Origin of the sequence: Streptomyces poriferorum (assembly GCF_019399235.1) — a bacterium.
GTDB lineage: Bacteria > Actinomycetota > Actinomycetes > Streptomycetales > Streptomycetaceae > Streptomyces > Streptomyces poriferorum.
The window spans coordinates 1-16,360 of record NZ_JAELVH010000065.1 but is presented as its reverse complement, the minus strand read 5'-3'; the positions used below and the strand labels follow the sequence as shown (position 1 = coordinate 16,360).

The following is a 16,360-nucleotide window of genomic DNA, read 5'->3' as shown; positions in this document are numbered from 1 at the left end:
CGGTGGGCACGGCATTCCGGGCCTTCGGCCCGCGCCACGTCCCGCGGCTGCCGACGCCGGAGACTGCTGGTCACGGCCTCCGTCGACCGGCACCGGACACCGCCGCACCCTCGGGGTGCGCCCGGCTCCGTCGCAGAGTCCGTCGTCCCTCTCGTCCGGCGTCGCGGCCCGGCCGCGAGGGCAGCAGCGACGCCGGCAGCAGGCCGAGCGCGGCGAGAGCGGCCAGGACCAGCAGGGCCGTGCCCATGACGGGACCGGATGCGGACAGCCCCGCGCCGGGGAGCACGTCGGCGGACGGATGCAGCGGCATCGTGCCGGCCGCCACGGCGATGCCGAGCGTCGGGCCGACGTTCATGGCGGTCTGCTTGAGTCCGCCGACGACCCCCGCGTAGCCCGGGGGCGCATCGCCGACGACGGTCCCGGTGGCGGTGACCATCACGACGGCGAAGCCGGCACCGAGCACGGCGAACGTCGCACTCCACATCATCCATGGACCGGCCGGGCCGAGCGCGGACAGGCCCACGATGGCCAGAACGACAAGAACCTGCCCTGTGATCGCGGCGCGCCGGGCGCCGTACCGGCGGAGCATCGCGTGGGCGGCAGGCGCGCCGAGGACCATCAGCACGGTCAGCGGAAGCACCCGCAGGCCGGTGGTGAGCGGGTCGAGCCCGAGGCTGTTCTGCAGGACGAAGGTGGACACGAACAGCGCGCCGAACATTCCGCCCGAGGTGACCAGCAGGATCGCCATCGAGGCGACCACCGGCACCGACCGCGCCACGGCAGGCGGCACGAAGGGCTCTGCGCTGCGGCGTTCACGCATGACGAGCCCCGCCGCGAGACACACGACGAGAACAAGTCCGAGGAGAGTCCGCGGCGCTGCCCATCCGCGCTCCGGAACTCCGGCCAGGCTGTGGACCAGCACGGCGAGAACCGCTGCGAAGAGCGCCGCGGTGACGAGGTCGGTCCTCCCGCTTCGGGCCCGTGGCATCGCCGGCACCCGCACCGCCAGGGTGAGCGCGGCGATGGTGAGCGCGACGGGGACGTTGACCAGGAACACGGCCCGCCAGCCCAGATGCGCGACGAGGAAGCCCCCGAGCAGTGGGCCGGTCCCCGCCGCCACCCCGATCGCGCTGGTCCGAAGGGCGACCGCCGCGCCGAGCCGGCCGGGCGGGTACACGAGCCTCAGCAGGGCGAGCGTGGCCGGTTGCAGGAGTGCCCCGAACACGCCTTGTGCGATGCGCAGGACGATCACCCAGCCCGGTCCCGGTGCGAAGGCGATGCCCGCCGACGCCGCGCCGAAGCCGAGGACGCCTACGAACAGGAGGCGCTGGTGGCCGTACCTGTCCCCCAGGCGCCCCGCGATGACGAGGAACGCGGCGACGGCCAGGAGGTAGCCGGTGCTGGTCCACTGCACCTGTGCCACGGTCGCCCCGAGATCACGTTGCAGGTCGGGCTGCGCCACGAGCAGCACGGTGCCGTCCAGCGCGACGATCATCGCTCCGGCCACGGCGGCCAGCAGCGCGATGCGCGGTCGTCCGGCCCCCGTCACGCGTTCACCGGACCGAGATGGGCGTCGAGCACCACCATGAGGAGCCGGTCGAGCGGGTCGACCGGGCCGTCATCGGGAGCGGCACCCGGGGAAGCGGCGTTCAGGGCGAGTTGCAGACTGCCCCAGGCCCCCAACTGGGCGACGCCGTGCAGATTGGTCCACAGGGCAGCCGCGGCGACGGCGGGAGGCGCGGCGGGCCCGGCCGTCGTGCGCTCCGCCGCGTGGCGCGCCACCAGCTCGACGAGGTGCGAGAACAGCGGCAGGGTCGACTCGCGCAGCGGGGGCAGGTCCGAGTGCTGCGTCTCGCTGTCCAGCAGGTCATGACGGAACATCAGCTCGAACATGCCGCGGTGTTCCGAGGCGTAGCGGAGATAGGTCCGTGCGAGCGTCCGCAGCCGGTCCCGCGGCGGCGCATCCTCGTCCGCTGCCGCCTCGAACCGGGAGGCGAGGTCCGCGAAGCCCCGTCGCGCGATCGCCGAGAGCAGGGCGTGGTGCGTAGGGAAGTACCGGCGTGGCGCCCCGTGGGAGACCCCCGCGCGGCGGGCGATCTCGCGCAGCCCCAGGGAAGCGGGTCCGTCGGTCATGACGACGTCCACGCCGACGTCGATCAGCCGTTCCCGCAGAGAGCTCTCAGGTTCCATGTAGACAGTGTCTACCAGCGCACGATAGACACTGTCTACTCCGGACTGCCGAACCGGCCCGGAACGCCCCCGACGATGCGGTGGGGCGCGGCCCGGTCAGTCCTTGCTCGCCCCCTGCCACGTCAGCCCCCAGCCGTACTCGAGATCCGCGGCCTGCTGCTTGAAGATGCCGGGCGGCGGCAACAGGTACTTCGCCTCCCGACGGACGATCAGCTCCCCGCCGTTGTTCTCGATCAGCGCGATCGCGGCCACCTGGGAAGGAACGGTACATTCGTCGAGGAGCATCTCGATCGGCGGGCCGACGGGCGGATACAACGTGGCGACGCCGTGCAGCCCCGCGAAGCTCGACGCCCCGGCGTAGATGACCACGAACACCAGAAGACGCTTGATCTCGGCGGCGTGATCAAGGTTGATCATCAGGTTCTCGCCGGTGTCGCTCGTGCCCGTCCGGTCGTCCTGGTCGAGTTGGACGTACGGCGGCTGCTCGAACGAGCCGAACTGGTTGTTGATGGGGTGGACGATCCCCGTCGCCCCGTTCCGGAGCTCCCACAGACAGGAGAGGTCCAGGTCGACGTCCTCCAGCCGGACCGCCTCCTCGCCCTTCCTCATCCAGCCGCGCGGTGGCCGGCGAGCGCTCCACGAGAGGTTGACCCGCATCCCTCCCGAGGTCGCCCCCTGCTTGGTCAACGACACCGAAGGCGCCGTCTTCGTCAGTGTGATCTTCGAGAGACTCACGGGCTGGGCGGGGACGGACACCGGCGGAGGAGGTGAAGGCGAAGCAAGTGGTGCGGGTGCGGCGGGCCGCGGCAGCGACACCGGCGAAGGCACAGGCGGCGCGGGCTCGTCGACGCTGATCCCGAAATCGGTAGCGAGCCCCGCCAGGCCGGAGTCGTACCCCTGGCCCACCGCCCGGAACTTCCACGCGCCGTTGCGCCGGTACAGCTCCCCGAGCACGAACGCGGTCTCCGTCGTGGCGTCCGTGGCGTCGAACCGCGCCGTCTCGGCACCGCTCACCGCGTCGAGCACGCGCACGAACAGTCCGGGCACCTGGCCGAACGTACCCTCCGTGGATGCGGCGACCACGACGGTCCCGATGTCCTGCTCCACCGCCGAGAGGGCGACGTCGATCGTCTCGACCGCACCGCCACCGTCCTGGCGCCTTCCTTCATGGCGGACGGCTCCGCTGGGGTGAACGGGCTGGTTGTAGAACACGAAGTCGTCGTCGGAGCGCACCTTGCCGGCTGCCGTCAGCAGGAGAGCCGACACGTCCACATCAGGAACGCCGGGGCCTTGGCGCCACCCGAACTCCACCCTCACACGGGCACTCTGCACCGGCGTGTTGGCACCCTTGCGCAACGACATGGGAGTCCCCCTCCGTGACCTGTCCGACTTCCGCAGCGTACGAAACTTCGGCCCCGCCCCAGCCTCGAAGTCCGGAATTACCTCTGTTCCGAGGGAAGTTGTGATCCCGCACAGGACCCGGGGCCGGCCGGGGCCGACCGAGGCTGTCCGTCTCACACAGGCGAATGCGGACGGCGACTATAAACACTATGGATGCCAATCATCCACAGAATCGATTTCCCTGATCGTGGCCTGCTGGGACAGATTGGTCGCATCGCAATCAGGAGGACATGTTCGTGAAACCTGAATCCGCGTCCGCGCTGTTCGCCGGACCGTTCGCCATCGCCACGCTGTCGGAACCGGACGGAGTGCGATTCCCCGCGCTCGTCACGGCGGCCGCCCGGGTACTCGACCTGCGCGCGGCCTTCGGCGACCCGCGCCTTACCGTCCGCGGCCTGCTGGACATCTGGGACACCGCCGCACCCCGACTGGCCGCGCTGGCCGACCAGGGCTCCGGGCTCAGGCCGTTGGAGGACTTCCGGGTGCACGCACCGGTCGAGCCGCGTCAGGTGTTCCAGTCCGGCGCCAACTACCGTCAGCACGTCATCGACCTGCATGTCGCGCACGGCGACCCGGCCGACGGCCGGTCCGAACAGGAGCGGCGCGCCGAGGCCGCGGAGATCATGGACCGCCGGGCGGCCGAGGACCTTCCGTACGTCTTCATCGGCCTGCCGAGCGCGATCACGGGCCCGTACGACGACGTCACTCTTCCCTCATGGGCCGAGAAGCCCGACTGGGAACTGGAGGTGGCGGTGGTCATCGGCCGCGCCGCCCACCAGGTGTCCGAGGAGGAGGCGCTGGAGTACGTCGCCGGATACACGATCGCCAACGACCTGACCGACCGCGCCACCGTCTTCCGCCGCGACATGCCGCAGATCGGTACGGACTGGCTGCGCAGCAAGAACGCGCCCGGCTTCACCCCGCTCGGCCCCTGGATCGTGCCCGCCGCGTCGGTCGCCGACCCCGGTGACCTGCGCCTCGTGCTGAAGCTGAACGGCGAGACCATGCAGGACGAGTCCACCGAGGACATGATCTTCGACGTGGCACGCATGGTGTCATACGCCTCGCAGAGCGCCCGGCTGCTGCCCGGCGACCTGGTCCTGACCGGTTCCCCGGCCGGCAACGGCATGCACTGGGGCCGGCTGCTGCGCGACGGGGACGTCATGGACGGTTCCGTCACGGGTCTCGGCGCCCAGCGCACACGCTGTGTCGCGGAGGACGCCTCGTGACCTTCGACCGCCATGACCCCGAGGCCTCGATCGCCCGGGCCGCGAAGGCGTACTCCAACTGGGGGCGTTGGGGCGAGGATGACGTACTGGGCACCCTCAACTTCCTCGACGAGGCCAAGCGCCGCGAAGGCGCGGCACTCGTGCGGCGGGGCGCCAGTTTCTCCCTCTCCCAGCGGTTCGACATGGACGGGCCGCAGAAGGGCTGGCGCCGGCGCACCAACCCGGTGCACACCATGCTCGACACCGGCACCGACGCGGCCCTCGGGCTCCAGGGCTTCCCGCACGGCCTGGGGGGTGCCGACGACGTCATCGCGATGCCGTTGCAGTGCTCCACGCAATGGGACGGGCTCGGCCACATCTTCGACCACGGCAAGGCGTGGAACGGCAGGCCGGCCGACAAGGTCGTCACCTCCGAGGGAGACCTGGTCACCGGCATCGAGCACATGGCCCCGCACGTCGCCGGGCGCGGCGTGCTGCTGGACGTGGGCCGTGTCATCGGGGACGGCGGCGAGCTGCCCGACGGTTTCGCGATCACCGGGGAACACCTGACCGCGACCGCCGAGGCCCAAGGTGTCGCCGTCGGCCGGGGTGACATCGTCCTGGTGCGCACCGGGCAGCTCAGCCGGGCCCGCCGCGAGGGCTGGGGCGAGTACGCCGGCGGTCCGGCACCCGGGCTTTCGTTCACCACCGCCGGCTGGCTGCACGGCAGCGAGATCGCCGCCGTCGCCACCGACACCTGGGGCTTCGAGGTCCGGCCCAACGAGTTCGAGCACGCCTTCCAGCCCCTGCACCAGGTCGCCATCCCCAACATGGGGCTGCTGATCGGCGAGATGTGGGACCTGGACGCGCTCGCCGAGGACTGCGCGGCCGACGGCGTGTACGCGTTCTGGCTCACCGCCGCCCCTCTCCCCATCACCGGCGCAGTCGGATCGCCCGTCAACCCGATCGCCGTCAAGTAGCCTCAGGAACAAGGGAGTTCCCCATGATTGAAGCCCGCAACGAGGACCGCAGGGTCCTCGTGATCGGGGGCGGCGCGGCCGGAAACGCCGTCACGCTCCTGCTGCGCCGCGCCGGTGTCGAGGTGCACCTGATCGAGGCCAGGGACGACTGGAACGCCACCGCCGGATCGGGCATCACCCTCCAGGGCAACGCCCTGCGGGTGCTGCGCGAGCTGGGCGTCTGGGAGCAGGTCGAGGCGTCCGGCTACGGCTTCGGATCGGTCGGCATCACCGCACCCGACGGCACCGTGCTCCATGTCCAGGACGACATCCGCAGCGGCGGCGACGACCTCCCCGCCACCGTCGGCATGCAGCGGCCGCAGCTCCAGCGCATCCTGATCGAGGCCGTGCGCACGAGCGGCGCGTCCGTCCGCCTGGGTATCACCGCCGAGATCCTGGACCAGGACGCCGACGGTGTCCGCGTCCGCTTCAGTGACGGTTCCGACGGCCGGTACGACCTGGTGATCGCCGCGGACGGGCTGGGCTCGACCACGCGCGCCTCGCTCGGCATCACGGCGAAGCCCGAGCCGACCGGCATGGCCATCTGGCGGATCGCCGCCCCCCGCCCCGCCGGCGTGACCCGCACCGACCTCGCCTACGGCGGATCGGCGTACATCGCCGGATACTGCCCCACCAGCGACAGCACTTTGTACGCCTACGTCGTCGAGGCCAACCGCGACCGTGCCTCGATCCCGCCGGAGTCGTACGCGGACGAGATGCGCCGGCTGGCCTCCTCCTACGGCGGCTTCTGGCCGGAGATCACCCGGCACATCACCGACCCGGCCGACGTCAACTACACCTGGTTCGACCGGATGCTGGTGGAGGGGTCCTGGCATCGCGGCCGGGTCGTGCTCATCGGCGACGCGGCGCACTGCTGCCCGCCCACGCTCGCCCAGGGCGCCGCCCTGTCGCTGGAGGACGCGTGGGTCCTCGCCCAGGCGCTGACCGGCTCGGACACCTGGGACGACACGCTGTTCCAGGCGTACTACGAGCGACGGATCGCCCGGGTCCGCCCGGTGGTCGAGGCGTCCGTGCAGATCGGGCAGTGGCAGCTGGACGGGGTGCGCGACGCCGACGTACCCGGCCTGATGGGCCGCACCATGACGATGCTCCGGGAGCTGCCGTGACCGTGCCCACCATCGATGTGCACGCGCACGTCCTGCTCCCCGAGATCGAGGCCCTGGTGGCCGGTCTGCCCGGGCTGGCCGGAGCCAGGGAACTCGACGCCCGGCGCAACGGTGCCGAGGCCCTCGCCGTGAACGGGCCGATGGTCCGCGCACGCATCCCGGCGATGACGGACGTCGCCGTACGCCTCGCGGCGATGGACCGGCAGGGTGTCGATGTACAACTGGTCAGCCCGTCCCCGTCGCACTACCACTACTGGAGCGACGAGCAGACCGCGGAGAAGGTCTGGCGGCTGGCCAACGAGGCCACCGCGGCACACTGCGCTGCGGCTCCGGACCGGCTGAGCGGGCTGGGGCTCGTACCGCTCCAGCACCCGGAGCAGGCCGTCGAAGCCCTCGACGACGCCCTGGGACACGGGCTGCTCGGTGTGGAAATCTCCAGTCACGCACCGGGGCGCGAGCTGTCCGACCCGGCGTACGAACCGCTGTGGGCCCGGGCGGAGGAGAGCGGCGCGGTGCTGTTCCTGCATCCCTTCGGGTGCACGCTCGACGAGCGCCTGGACCGGTGGTACCTGTCCAACACCGTCGGCCAGCCCACGGAGAACGCGGTCGCGCTCTCCCACCTCATCTTCTCGGGGGTGCTCGACCGCCACCCGGGGCTGAAGGTGATCGCGGCGCACGGCGGCGGCTATCTGCCCACCCACATCGGCCGCTCCGACCACGCCTGGTCCACGCGCTCCGACGCCGGAGCAGGCTGCGCCCACCTGCCCAGCAGCTACCTCAGGCGCCTGTACTTCGACTCGCTCGTCCACGACCCGCACGTGTTGCGGGAGCTGGTCCGCGTCGCCGGGGCCGACCGGGTGCTGCTCGGCTCGGACTTCCCGTTCGACATGGGCAGCGAGGACCCGGTCGGCGCACTGCGCGCCGCACGGCTCACCGATTCCGATTTCCACGCCGTCCGGGGCGGCAACGCCGCCGCCCTCCTCCGGAAGGACTGACCTCATGCGCCTGCTCACTCATCTGCGCCACGTGGACCTGGCCGTACCCGACTACGAAAAGCAGCTCGACTTCTACGCCGGGGTGTGGGGCCTGACCAAGGTCGCCGAGGACTCCGGGATCTCGTTCCTCGCCGCCGAGGGCTCGCCCGAGAGTTACGTCGTACGGCTGCGCAGGGCCGAGGAGAAGCGTCTCGACCTCGTCTCGTACGGCGCCGCGAACCCGGCCGACGTGGACACGCTCGCCGAGCGGCTGCTGGCCGGCGGTGTGGAACTCATCAGCCGGCCCGGGAAGGTGGACACCCCGGGCGGTGGGTACGGCTTCCGCTTCTTCGACGTCGACGGGCGCACCATCGAGGTCTCCGCCGATGTCGACGTCCGGCAGCACAGGAAGATCGAGGAGAAGGAGGCCATCCCGGTCAAGCTGTCCCACGTCGTCCTCAACTCCCCGGACCTGAACCGCACTCGGGAGTGGTACGAGCGCCACCTCGGCTTCGCGCTCTCCGACACGCTCAGTTCCCCGCACATGGGCGAGGTCATGCATTTCATGCGGATCAGCAACCAGCACCACTCGATGGCCATCGCCCAGGGTCCGCACACCGCCCTGCACCACGTCTCCTTCGAGATGCGCGGCATCGACGAGTACATGCGCGGCTCCGGCCGGGTCATGCGGGCCGGCTTCAAGAAGATCTGGGGCCCGGGCCGGCACCTGGCGGGCGACAACACCTTCACGTACTTCCTCGACCCGCACGGCAACACCGTGGAGTACACGACGGAGTTGGAGAACCTCGACGAGGACACCTGGCACCCGCACGTCTACGACTTCTCGCAGCCCGAGGTCACCGACCAGTGGGGCACGGCCAACGCGATGAACGAGATCGTCGCCAAGGAGTCGTTCAACGACCCCGACCGCGGTGTGTTCGTCGCCCCGCCCGTCTGATCCACGCCATCCCCGGTGGCGGCGTGCGCGGGAACCCCGCGCACGCCGCCCCCTGCCTTCCAGGAGCCATGTCATGCGTTTCGCCTCCTACGAGCATCAGCACCGCCACCGAGTGGCCGTCGTGGAGCAGGACGGCACCCTCTTCCCGCTGCCGGGCGTCTCCTCGCTCACCGCGCTGCTCCGGGAGACCGACGGCCTTCCCGGACTGCTCGCCGCGGGTGCGGCGGCACTCGACGCGCCGGCCGGTCCGCAGGTGTCGCAGGTGCGTCTGCTTCCGCCTCTCCAGCCTTCCTCCATACGGGACTTCGTCACGTTCGAGGAACACGTGGAGGGGGTTCGCCGGTCCGTCGACGGCGTGGCGGGCGTGCCCGAGCAGTGGTACGCGGCGCCGACGTTCTACTTCACCAACCCGCACGCGGTCTACGGCCCCGGCCAGGACGTGCCGATGCCACCCGGCTCGGCGGTCCTGGACTTCGAACTGGAGGTCGGCGCCGTCATCGGCCGCGAGGGCCGTGACCTCACCCCGGAGCAGGCCCGCGACCACATCGTCGGGTACACGGTCTTCAACGACTGGTCCGCACGCGACCTGCAGTCGGCGGAGATGAAGGTCGGCCTCGGTCCCTGCAAGGGCAAGGACACCGCTACCACCCTGGGCCCCTACCTGGTCACCGCCGACGAACTGGAGCCGTTCCGGGACGTGGACGGGTTCCTGCGGCTGGCGCTCACCGCGGAGATCAACGGTGTGACGGTCGGCACCGACCTGCTGTCCAACATGAGCTGGACGTTCGAGGAGATGACCGCCTACGCGTCCCGCGGCACCCGTGTCGTGCCGGGCGATGTCCTCGGGTCGGGGACCTGCGGCAACGGCGGCTGCCTCGCGGAACTCTGGGGCCTGCGCGGCGAGCGGACGCCGCCTCCCCTGCGGCCGGGCGACACCGTCAGCCTGACCGTCGAGGGCCTCTCCACGCTCACCAGCACCGTCGCCCCCGGGACGGCCCCCCACCCCTTGCCGGCAGGCCGGCGCCGGGGCCGGGAACGGCCGGGAGGTGGATACTGACGTCATGACACCCGGGCCGGATGACAGGTCACCTGAGCGAGGCGAGGCATGGACACCGGCACCGATCGCCGCGGACCGCGCGTGAGCGCCGTCCTGCGGGGCCTGCGGGCGCCCCGCCTCGCCCCGTGGGAGCACCTGTACGAGTCACCGGCTCCGCCCGGGCCGGGCGCCCTGCGCACCGTGTTCCTCGGCGTGTCCACGATCCTGCTCGACGACGGCGACTCCGCCGTCCTCACCGACGGGTTCTTCAGCCGCCCCGGCCTCCTGCGCATGCGCTTCGGCCGTCTGCGACCGGACCGCGCCCGCATCGATGCCGGCCTGCGGCTGGCCGGAACCGCCCGTCTCGACGCCGTGTTCGTCGTCCACTCGCACTACGACCACGCCCTGGACGCGCCCGAGGTGGCCGCCACGACGGGCGCCCGGCTCATCGGCTCCCCGTCCACCCGCAACATCGCGCTCGGGCAGGGATTTCCGGACGACCGCTTCCAACCGGTCGTCACCGGCGAGCCGTTCACCATCGGGCGCCTCACACTCACGGCCCTGCCCGCCCGGCACAGCCCGGGCGACCTCGCACCCGGCCGGATCGACCGGCCGTTGCGGCTCCCGGTCCGCGCCACGGACTACCGGACGGGCGACTGCTACACCCTGCACGTCCGGCACGGCGGACGCCGACTCCTCGTCCATGCCAGCGCGCACAGCCTTCCCGGCGCCCTCGACGGGTACGGCGCCGACACCGTGTACCTGGGGGTCGGCGCGCTCGGCAGGCAGGACGAGGCGTTCCGGGAGGAGTACTGGGCCCGGCTGGTCACGGCCACGGGCGCCCGGCGCGTCGTCCCCGTCCACTGGGACGACTTCTTCCGCCCGCTGGACCGCCCTCTGCGGCCGTTCCGTGCCTTCCTCGACGACTTCACGGCCACCATGGACTTCCTGACCCGGAAAGCCGCATCCGAGGGGGTCGCCCTGGCCCTGCCCGTGCTGGGCCGCCGGGCCGACCCCTGGCCCCTGTGACGCGGGCGTCACACTCCGGGGCGGGCACCACCGTGCCGCAGTACTTCGCCGAGTACCGCCACTCCTTCGGCGATGTCCGCGGGTGTGCTCGCGGCGTAGCCCAGGACCAGTCCCGGGCGGTGGGGCCGCTGGCTGTGCCAGGACAAGGGGTGCACCTTGACGTCACGGGCCAGCGCCATGGCCGCGAGCTCCGTGTCGGCGAACTCGGCGTCGAAGGTGATGGTCAGGTGCAGACCGGCCGCGGCGCCGTGCACGGTCGCGCCCGGCAGGTGGGCACCGATGGCTTCGATCATGGCGTCCCGGCGGCGGCGGTGGTGCCTGCGCAGGTGGCGCAGCTGGCGTTCCATCGCACCTGATTCCATGAACCGGGCCAGTACGAGTTGCGGCAGGGCCGCGTTGCCGAGGTCGGCGAACCGTTTGGCGTCCACCAGCGCGTCGCGGTACTTCGGCGGTGCGAGGACCCATCCGATGCGCAGGGCCGGTGCGAGGAGCTTCGAGACGCTTCCGGCGTAGAAGACGTGCTCGGGGAGCACGGACCGCAGTGCGGGCACCGGGGTCCGGTCGTAGCGGTGCTCGGCATCGTAGTCGTCCTCGATGATCAGTCCACCGTCTTCGCGGGCCCAGCGCGTCAGTTCGCTGCGCCGGCTGCCCCGGAGGACCACGCCGGTGGGGAACTGGTGGGCGGGCGTGAGGAGTACGGCCGCCGCACCCGTGGCGCGCAGCTCATCGACGCGTACGCCTTCGGAGTCGACGGCGACGGGCGGGGTGTCCAGCCGGCAGTTGTGCAGATGCTGACGGGCTCCGAGGGAGCCGGGGTCCTCCACGGCTATCGCGCAGACGCCCTCGTCGCGCAGCACCCGTCCGAGGAGCGTGAGCGTCTGGGCGGTGCCCGCGACGATGAGGACCTCGTCGGGGTCCGCCCTGATACCGCGGTTCCGGGCGATCCAGTGCGCGATGGCCAGACGGAGTGCCGGCGTACCGCGTGGGTCTCCGTAGCCGAGGCCGGATGCCGCGAGGTGGTCGAGGACGCGGCGTTCGGTACGCAGCCACGCCGCTCGCGGGAACGCGGCGAGGTCGGGGAGTCCCGGGGAGAGGTCGATGCGGGCCCGGGCCCTGCGCATCGTGTCAAATATCTCGGTGCCGGGCGCCGAGGTGAACACGGAACGCGGTGACGGCGGGCCGGCCGGTGTGGCGGACCCGGCCGCCCTCGTCACCGGCGTGGGGGCACCGACCACGATCGTTCCGTTCCGTCCTCGTCCGGCCAAGTGCCCGTCCTCGACCAGGCGTTGGTAAGCCTCGGTGACCACGCCGCGCGATACGCCCAGTTCCACGGCCAGGACCCGGGTGGCCGGCAGCCTGCTGCCCACCGGCAGGCGGCCGTCGGCCAGCGCGCGCCGGATCTGCCGGGCCAGCCAGTCGGCCTTCCCGCCCCCCGGAGCCTCGTCGATGGCCAGATGAAGGAAGTCGGCCCCAGGTGTTATGGACCTGCCCGGAGCACCCTCATTGGATCTGTTCATCGGACCATTGTGGCAACAGAGTGGGGCCATGAACACAGCTACGCCCCCTCCCGCCCCTGTCCCGGCGGGCGACTACGTGCATGGCTACTCGCCGCGTGAGGGACGGCGGTTGGGCGACCAGGCGGACACCCTGGCCCAGTTGCTGCACTCCGGCACGGCCTACCCAGCGGGCAGCCGGGTCCTGGAGCTCGGATGCGGGATCGGCGCCCAGACCGTCCATCTGCTCCGGTCGAGCCCCCGGGCGCACATCGTCGCGGTCGACCGGTCCGAGGAGTCCCTCGCGCGCGCCCGCACCCGCGTCGCGGGGTCCGCGCCCCACGCGCGGGTGGAATGGCGCAACGCCGACGTGTACGACCTGCCCTTCGCGGACGCGGAGTTCGACCACGTCTTCGTGTGCTTCGTCCTGGAACATCTGCCGGATCCCCGTGGGGCGCTGACCGGACTGCGGCGTGTGCTGCGGCCCGGGGGCACCATCACCGTGATCGAGGGGGACCACGGGTCGGCGTTCTTCCACCCCGACAGCGCGTTCGCCCGCGCCGCGATCAACTGCCAGGTTCGTCTTCAGGCGGCGGCCGGAGGCGACGCGCAGCTCGGCCGGCAGGTCCAGCCGCTGCTGGCCGGCGCCGGATACGACGAGGTCGCGGTCCGGCCGCTCACGGTCTATGCCGACGGGACCCTGCCCGCCCTGGTCGAAGGCTTCACCCGCAATACCTTCATCGCCATGGTCGCGTCCGTTCGTGACAAGGCGCTGGCCGCCTCCCTCACCACCACGGCCGAGTGGGAGCAGGGGATCGCCGACCTGTGCCGCACCGCCGAGGACGACGGAACGTTCCACTACACGTTCTTCAAAGGCGTCGCCGTGAATCCGCCGCCCCCGGCCGGAAACTGACCGGGCCGGGACACCGGGCCACGATTCGGCGTTCGTTCCGGGGCCGGCCACGCGGTGTCGTCAATGGTCAGGAACGGCTCGCCGGCCACGGTCGCCGGTGTGAGTCCGGTGAAGGCCATGACATCCCGATGCAGATGTGACTGGTCGAAGTAGCCGCCTTCCGAGGCGACTCGGGCCGCGCCTTCACCCGCGACCAGCCGGTGGGCGGCATGGTCGAACCGGACCAGCTGGGCGGCGCGCTTGGGCGGCATGCCGATCTGCGCGTGGAACCGCGACCACAGCCGCTTGCGGCTCCATCCGAGCTCCTCCGCCAGCGCGCCGATCCGGACGAGACCGCGGCAGGCGACGATCCGGTCCCAGGCCCGGGCCACTTCGGGATCCACCGACGACCTCACGTCGCACCGTCGGGCGAGCAACGCGTCCGTCAGCGCGAAGCGCTCCTCCCACGAGGAGGCTTCGCCCAACTGCTCACGAACCCTTGCCGCGTCCCGTCCCCACAGGTCGTCGAGGACGGCCATCCCACCGGCCACGTCAACGGGGGACACGCCCAGTACCGCGCGTGCGACCACCGGCGACAGGCGCACCTGCACGCACTCCACCTGCGAGCCCCACGGCCCGGCGACGACACTCCCCCGGTGCCGCCGTCCCGCGCCGTCGTCCACGACGGCCCGGCACGCACCGACCTCGAGGACCAGCATCACGGCCGGGTGCGGGACCACCCGCAGGCCGCCCGCCAGCCGGCCGGGGACACCGAAGCCGGCCATGTCGGCCCCGGCGACCCGACCCGGCCGCCGGGGACGTGCGACATCCCAGGCGGCCGGGTCGCCGCCTCCGCTCCCGGTCGGCGTCATGGCCCGAATGCTACGCGGACGGGGGCAGCCACGGGCGGGGCTCCGGCACGGCCGGAGCCCCGCCGGAGTCAGCTGGTGGGGAAGTTGTCCGGGGTGCTGATCCTGCTCTTGAGCAGCGTCCCCGACTCGGTCAGCACACCACTGCTGCTGTAGTCACTGCCGTCGCAGGTACCGGGCTGGAGCGCAGCGCTGCTCTCGGGGGCGTCCGAGTAGGTCCAGTTCGCGTAGCCGATCTTGAGCTGGTCGAGCAGGTCCAGCCAGGCCGTGCTGCTCGCCCGGTCCAGCGCCCCGCCACCGGTGGCACTCACCGTTCCGAACTCGGTCACGAAGAGGGGAAGTCGGGAGGACGCCCGGCTCACTGCGGAACGGTAGGAGTCCTTGTGGCTCGCGGCGTAGAAGTGGAACGCGTACATGATGTTGGTGGCGTTGACGGGGTTGCTGACGACCTCGCTCTCACTGGACCCGTCCGAAACACCCAGGGACGACCAGCCGCGGGTACCGACGATGACGACGGCGTCCGGGTCGGCGGCACGGATCACCGGGATGACCTGTTCGGCATAGTTCTTGATGGCCGTCCAGCTCACGCCGTTGGGCTCGTTGGCGATCTCGTAGATCACGTTCTTCTTGCCGGCGTTGCGGGCCGCGACGGAGGCGAAGAACGTCTTGGCGCGGTCGAGGTTGTAGTTCGGGTCGCCCGGCGTCAGGGTGTGGAAGTCGATCAGCGCGTACATGCCCCGCGCTTCGGCCATGTCGACGAGGCCGTTCACACGGCTGGTGAATCCCGCGGGGTCGGTCTCGTAACCGTCCTCCTGCACATACATCGCGACGCGCAGCAGGTCCGCCTTCCAGTCGTTCGCCAGCGCGTCCACGGACGCGTTGTTGTAGCACTGGCTGAACCACTGGATGCCGTGCGTGCTCATCCCCCGCAGCTGCACGGGACGGTCGTACTGATTGCACAGGTGGACGCCGCAGACGTGGACCTGTCCGTTGATGCCCACGGGGGTGCCGTCGTCACCCGGCTCGGGGTCGGGGTCGGGCGACGGGGTCCCGCCGACGGAGCCGGTGCAGGCGACGCCGTTGAGCCTGAACGCCGTCGGCTTCGGGTTGGCACCCGTGAAGGAACCCACCAGACCCACCTCGGCCGCCGCTCCCGTGTTCAGCGCGCGGTTCCAGTCGACGCCGACGGCGGTGACCGTGGAACCGGACTGCGACCAGGTGGCGTTCCACCCCTGGACGAGCTTCTGCCCGGCGTCCGGCATGGCGATGTCGAGCGTCCAGCCGGAGACCGGCGCACCCAGGTTGGTGATCTTCACACCGGCCTGGAAGCCGCCCTGCCACTGGCTGGTGACCGTGTAGTCGACCTTGCATCCGGCGGCAGCCACCGCCTGGGGGCCGTACAGGGCCGTGAGGCCCAGGATCGTCGCGCAGGTCGCCAGTAGAGCCAGAAGGCGTTTCACAGCAGTCCTCCTCGTACGAAGGGAATCGGCGGGACGGGAGCGCTCCCGAAGGGCGTCGGCCGCGGAACGCCGGTCCCGCTGGTGGATGGAAGCGGCCTCGACATGGGCCGGGTCGGCCAGTCGTCGTCGCGCGGTCGTCCCGCAGGCCCGATCGCTCCATGACGCCGAGTCCGGTGGGACGCAACGGAGTTGGGAGCGCTCCCAATCTCGGGGGACGCGAGACGCGCCGTCAAGCCGTTGGACAGGATTCGCCACCGTTGCCGCGTTCGGGGGCGGCGGAGCCCGACCCACGATCGCCGGCCCGGCAGTGACGCGGACCGCTCCGGCGGGGACGCGCCGGGCGTCTGCGGCCGTGGCGCGGTCACGGACTCCAGCAGCGCTTCCTCACAAGTCCCCGCCTTCCCGGCATCGTTGCGCGGTCCGCCTCTTCTCCGCCGTTTTCCGGGCCGGACACCCGCCGGGCCGTAAGATCGGATCTCTTGGGGGTGGGAGCATGCTGAAGCGAGGTTCCGGCACACCGACGCTGGAGGAAGTGGCCGCGCTTGCCGGAGTGGGGCGGGGCACGGTCTCCCGGGTGATCAACAACGCGTCGGGCGTCAAGGCGTCGACACGCCGCGCCGTGCAACGCGCCATCGAGGAACTGGACTACGTCCCCAACCTGGCCGCGCGCCGGCCCGCCAGTGAGCGCGCGGCCAGGTTGGGGA

General features: G+C 71.4%; 15 protein-coding genes. 9 read left to right on the top strand and 6 right to left on the bottom strand.

The annotated features are described in order from the left end of the window. Positions 1-70 precede the first annotated feature (70 nt). The 3 genes from JGS39_RS14305 to JGS39_RS14295 all read right to left on the bottom strand — a co-directional run bounded on the left by JGS39_RS14305 (position 71) and on the right by JGS39_RS14295 (position 3,552). Positions 71-1,495, bottom strand: coding sequence for an MFS transporter (locus JGS39_RS14305; RefSeq protein ID WP_219569403.1), 1,425 nt, complete (start codon positions 1,493-1,495; stop codon positions 71-73). Positions 1,496-1,545: 50 nt separating this feature from the next. Beyond that, positions 1,546-2,190: a TetR/AcrR family transcriptional regulator gene (locus JGS39_RS14300; protein ID WP_219569382.1), complete on the bottom strand. Its 645-nt coding sequence runs from the start codon at positions 2,188-2,190 to the stop codon at positions 1,546-1,548. A 96-nt stretch (positions 2,191-2,286) separates the two neighbouring features. Beyond that, entirely contained in the window at positions 2,287-3,552 is a 1,266-nt protein-coding gene (locus JGS39_RS14295; protein WP_219569380.1) for a TerD family protein, read from the bottom strand. Between the two features lie 269 nt (positions 3,553-3,821). On the opposite strand from JGS39_RS14295, the gene JGS39_RS14290 reads away from it, so the two are divergent. From JGS39_RS14290 to JGS39_RS14260, 7 genes are all read left to right on the top strand, one after another. After that, positions 3,822-4,820 (top strand): fumarylacetoacetate hydrolase family protein, encoded by a 999-nt coding sequence (locus JGS39_RS14290; protein WP_219569378.1) that lies wholly within the window; start codon positions 3,822-3,824, stop codon positions 4,818-4,820. Next, positions 4,817-5,779: a cyclase family protein gene (locus tag JGS39_RS14285; RefSeq protein WP_219569376.1), complete on the top strand. Its 963-nt coding sequence runs from the start codon at positions 4,817-4,819 to the stop codon at positions 5,777-5,779. Before JGS39_RS14290 ends, JGS39_RS14285 begins: the two co-directional genes overlap by 4 nt. 23 nt (positions 5,780-5,802) lie before the next feature. Then, positions 5,803-6,945: an FAD-dependent oxidoreductase gene (locus JGS39_RS14280; RefSeq protein ID WP_219569374.1), complete on the top strand. Its 1,143-nt coding sequence runs from the start codon at positions 5,803-5,805 to the stop codon at positions 6,943-6,945. Continuing rightward, complete coding sequence (locus JGS39_RS14275) at positions 6,942-7,940, top strand: amidohydrolase family protein (RefSeq protein WP_219569373.1); 999 nt, start codon at positions 6,942-6,944, stop codon at positions 7,938-7,940. Before JGS39_RS14280 ends, JGS39_RS14275 begins: the two co-directional genes overlap by 4 nt. A gap of 4 nt (positions 7,941-7,944) precedes the next feature. Beyond that, the gene (locus JGS39_RS14270; RefSeq protein WP_219569371.1) at positions 7,945-8,877 is read left to right on the top strand and encodes a VOC family protein; all 933 of its coding nucleotides are present in this window, start codon (positions 7,945-7,947) and stop codon (positions 8,875-8,877) included. Positions 8,878-8,950: 73 nt separating this feature from the next. Beyond that, positions 8,951-9,934 (top strand): fumarylacetoacetate hydrolase family protein, encoded by a 984-nt coding sequence (locus JGS39_RS14265; RefSeq protein ID WP_219569369.1) that lies wholly within the window; start codon positions 8,951-8,953, stop codon positions 9,932-9,934. Between the two features lie 81 nt (positions 9,935-10,015). Beyond that, positions 10,016-10,942, top strand: a complete 927-nt coding sequence (locus JGS39_RS14260; RefSeq protein ID WP_306084242.1) for an MBL fold metallo-hydrolase — start codon at positions 10,016-10,018, stop codon at positions 10,940-10,942. Between the two features lie 8 nt (positions 10,943-10,950). On the opposite strand, the gene pdxR is transcribed toward JGS39_RS14260, so the two are convergent. Beyond that, on the bottom strand, positions 10,951-12,459 hold the full coding sequence (gene pdxR / locus JGS39_RS14255) for a MocR-like pyridoxine biosynthesis transcription factor PdxR (RefSeq protein WP_219569365.1): 1,509 nt from the start codon (positions 12,457-12,459) through the stop codon (positions 10,951-10,953). Positions 12,460-12,487: 28 nt separating this feature from the next. Here pdxR and JGS39_RS14250 point away from each other — a divergent pair, with 28 nt between their 5' ends. Beyond that, entirely contained in the window at positions 12,488-13,348 is an 861-nt protein-coding gene (locus tag JGS39_RS14250; RefSeq protein WP_219569363.1) for a methyltransferase domain-containing protein, read from the top strand. Here the strand turns inward: JGS39_RS14250 and JGS39_RS14245 are convergent. Next, entirely contained in the window at positions 13,294-14,199 is a 906-nt protein-coding gene (locus JGS39_RS14245; RefSeq protein ID WP_236065734.1) for a helix-turn-helix domain-containing protein, read from the bottom strand. The genes JGS39_RS14250 and JGS39_RS14245 overlap by 55 nt on opposite strands. Before the next feature lie 68 nt (positions 14,200-14,267). Next, positions 14,268-15,656 carry a cellulase family glycosylhydrolase gene (locus JGS39_RS14240; RefSeq protein ID WP_219569362.1) on the bottom strand — a complete coding sequence of 463 codons (1,389 nt, stop codon included), beginning with the start codon at positions 15,654-15,656 and terminating at the stop codon, positions 14,268-14,270. Between the two features lie 493 nt (positions 15,657-16,149). Between JGS39_RS14240 and JGS39_RS14235 the strand changes: the two genes are divergently transcribed. After that, positions 16,150-16,360 (top strand): LacI family DNA-binding transcriptional regulator (locus JGS39_RS14235; RefSeq protein ID WP_219569360.1); only part of this gene is annotated, 211 nt, incomplete at its 3' end.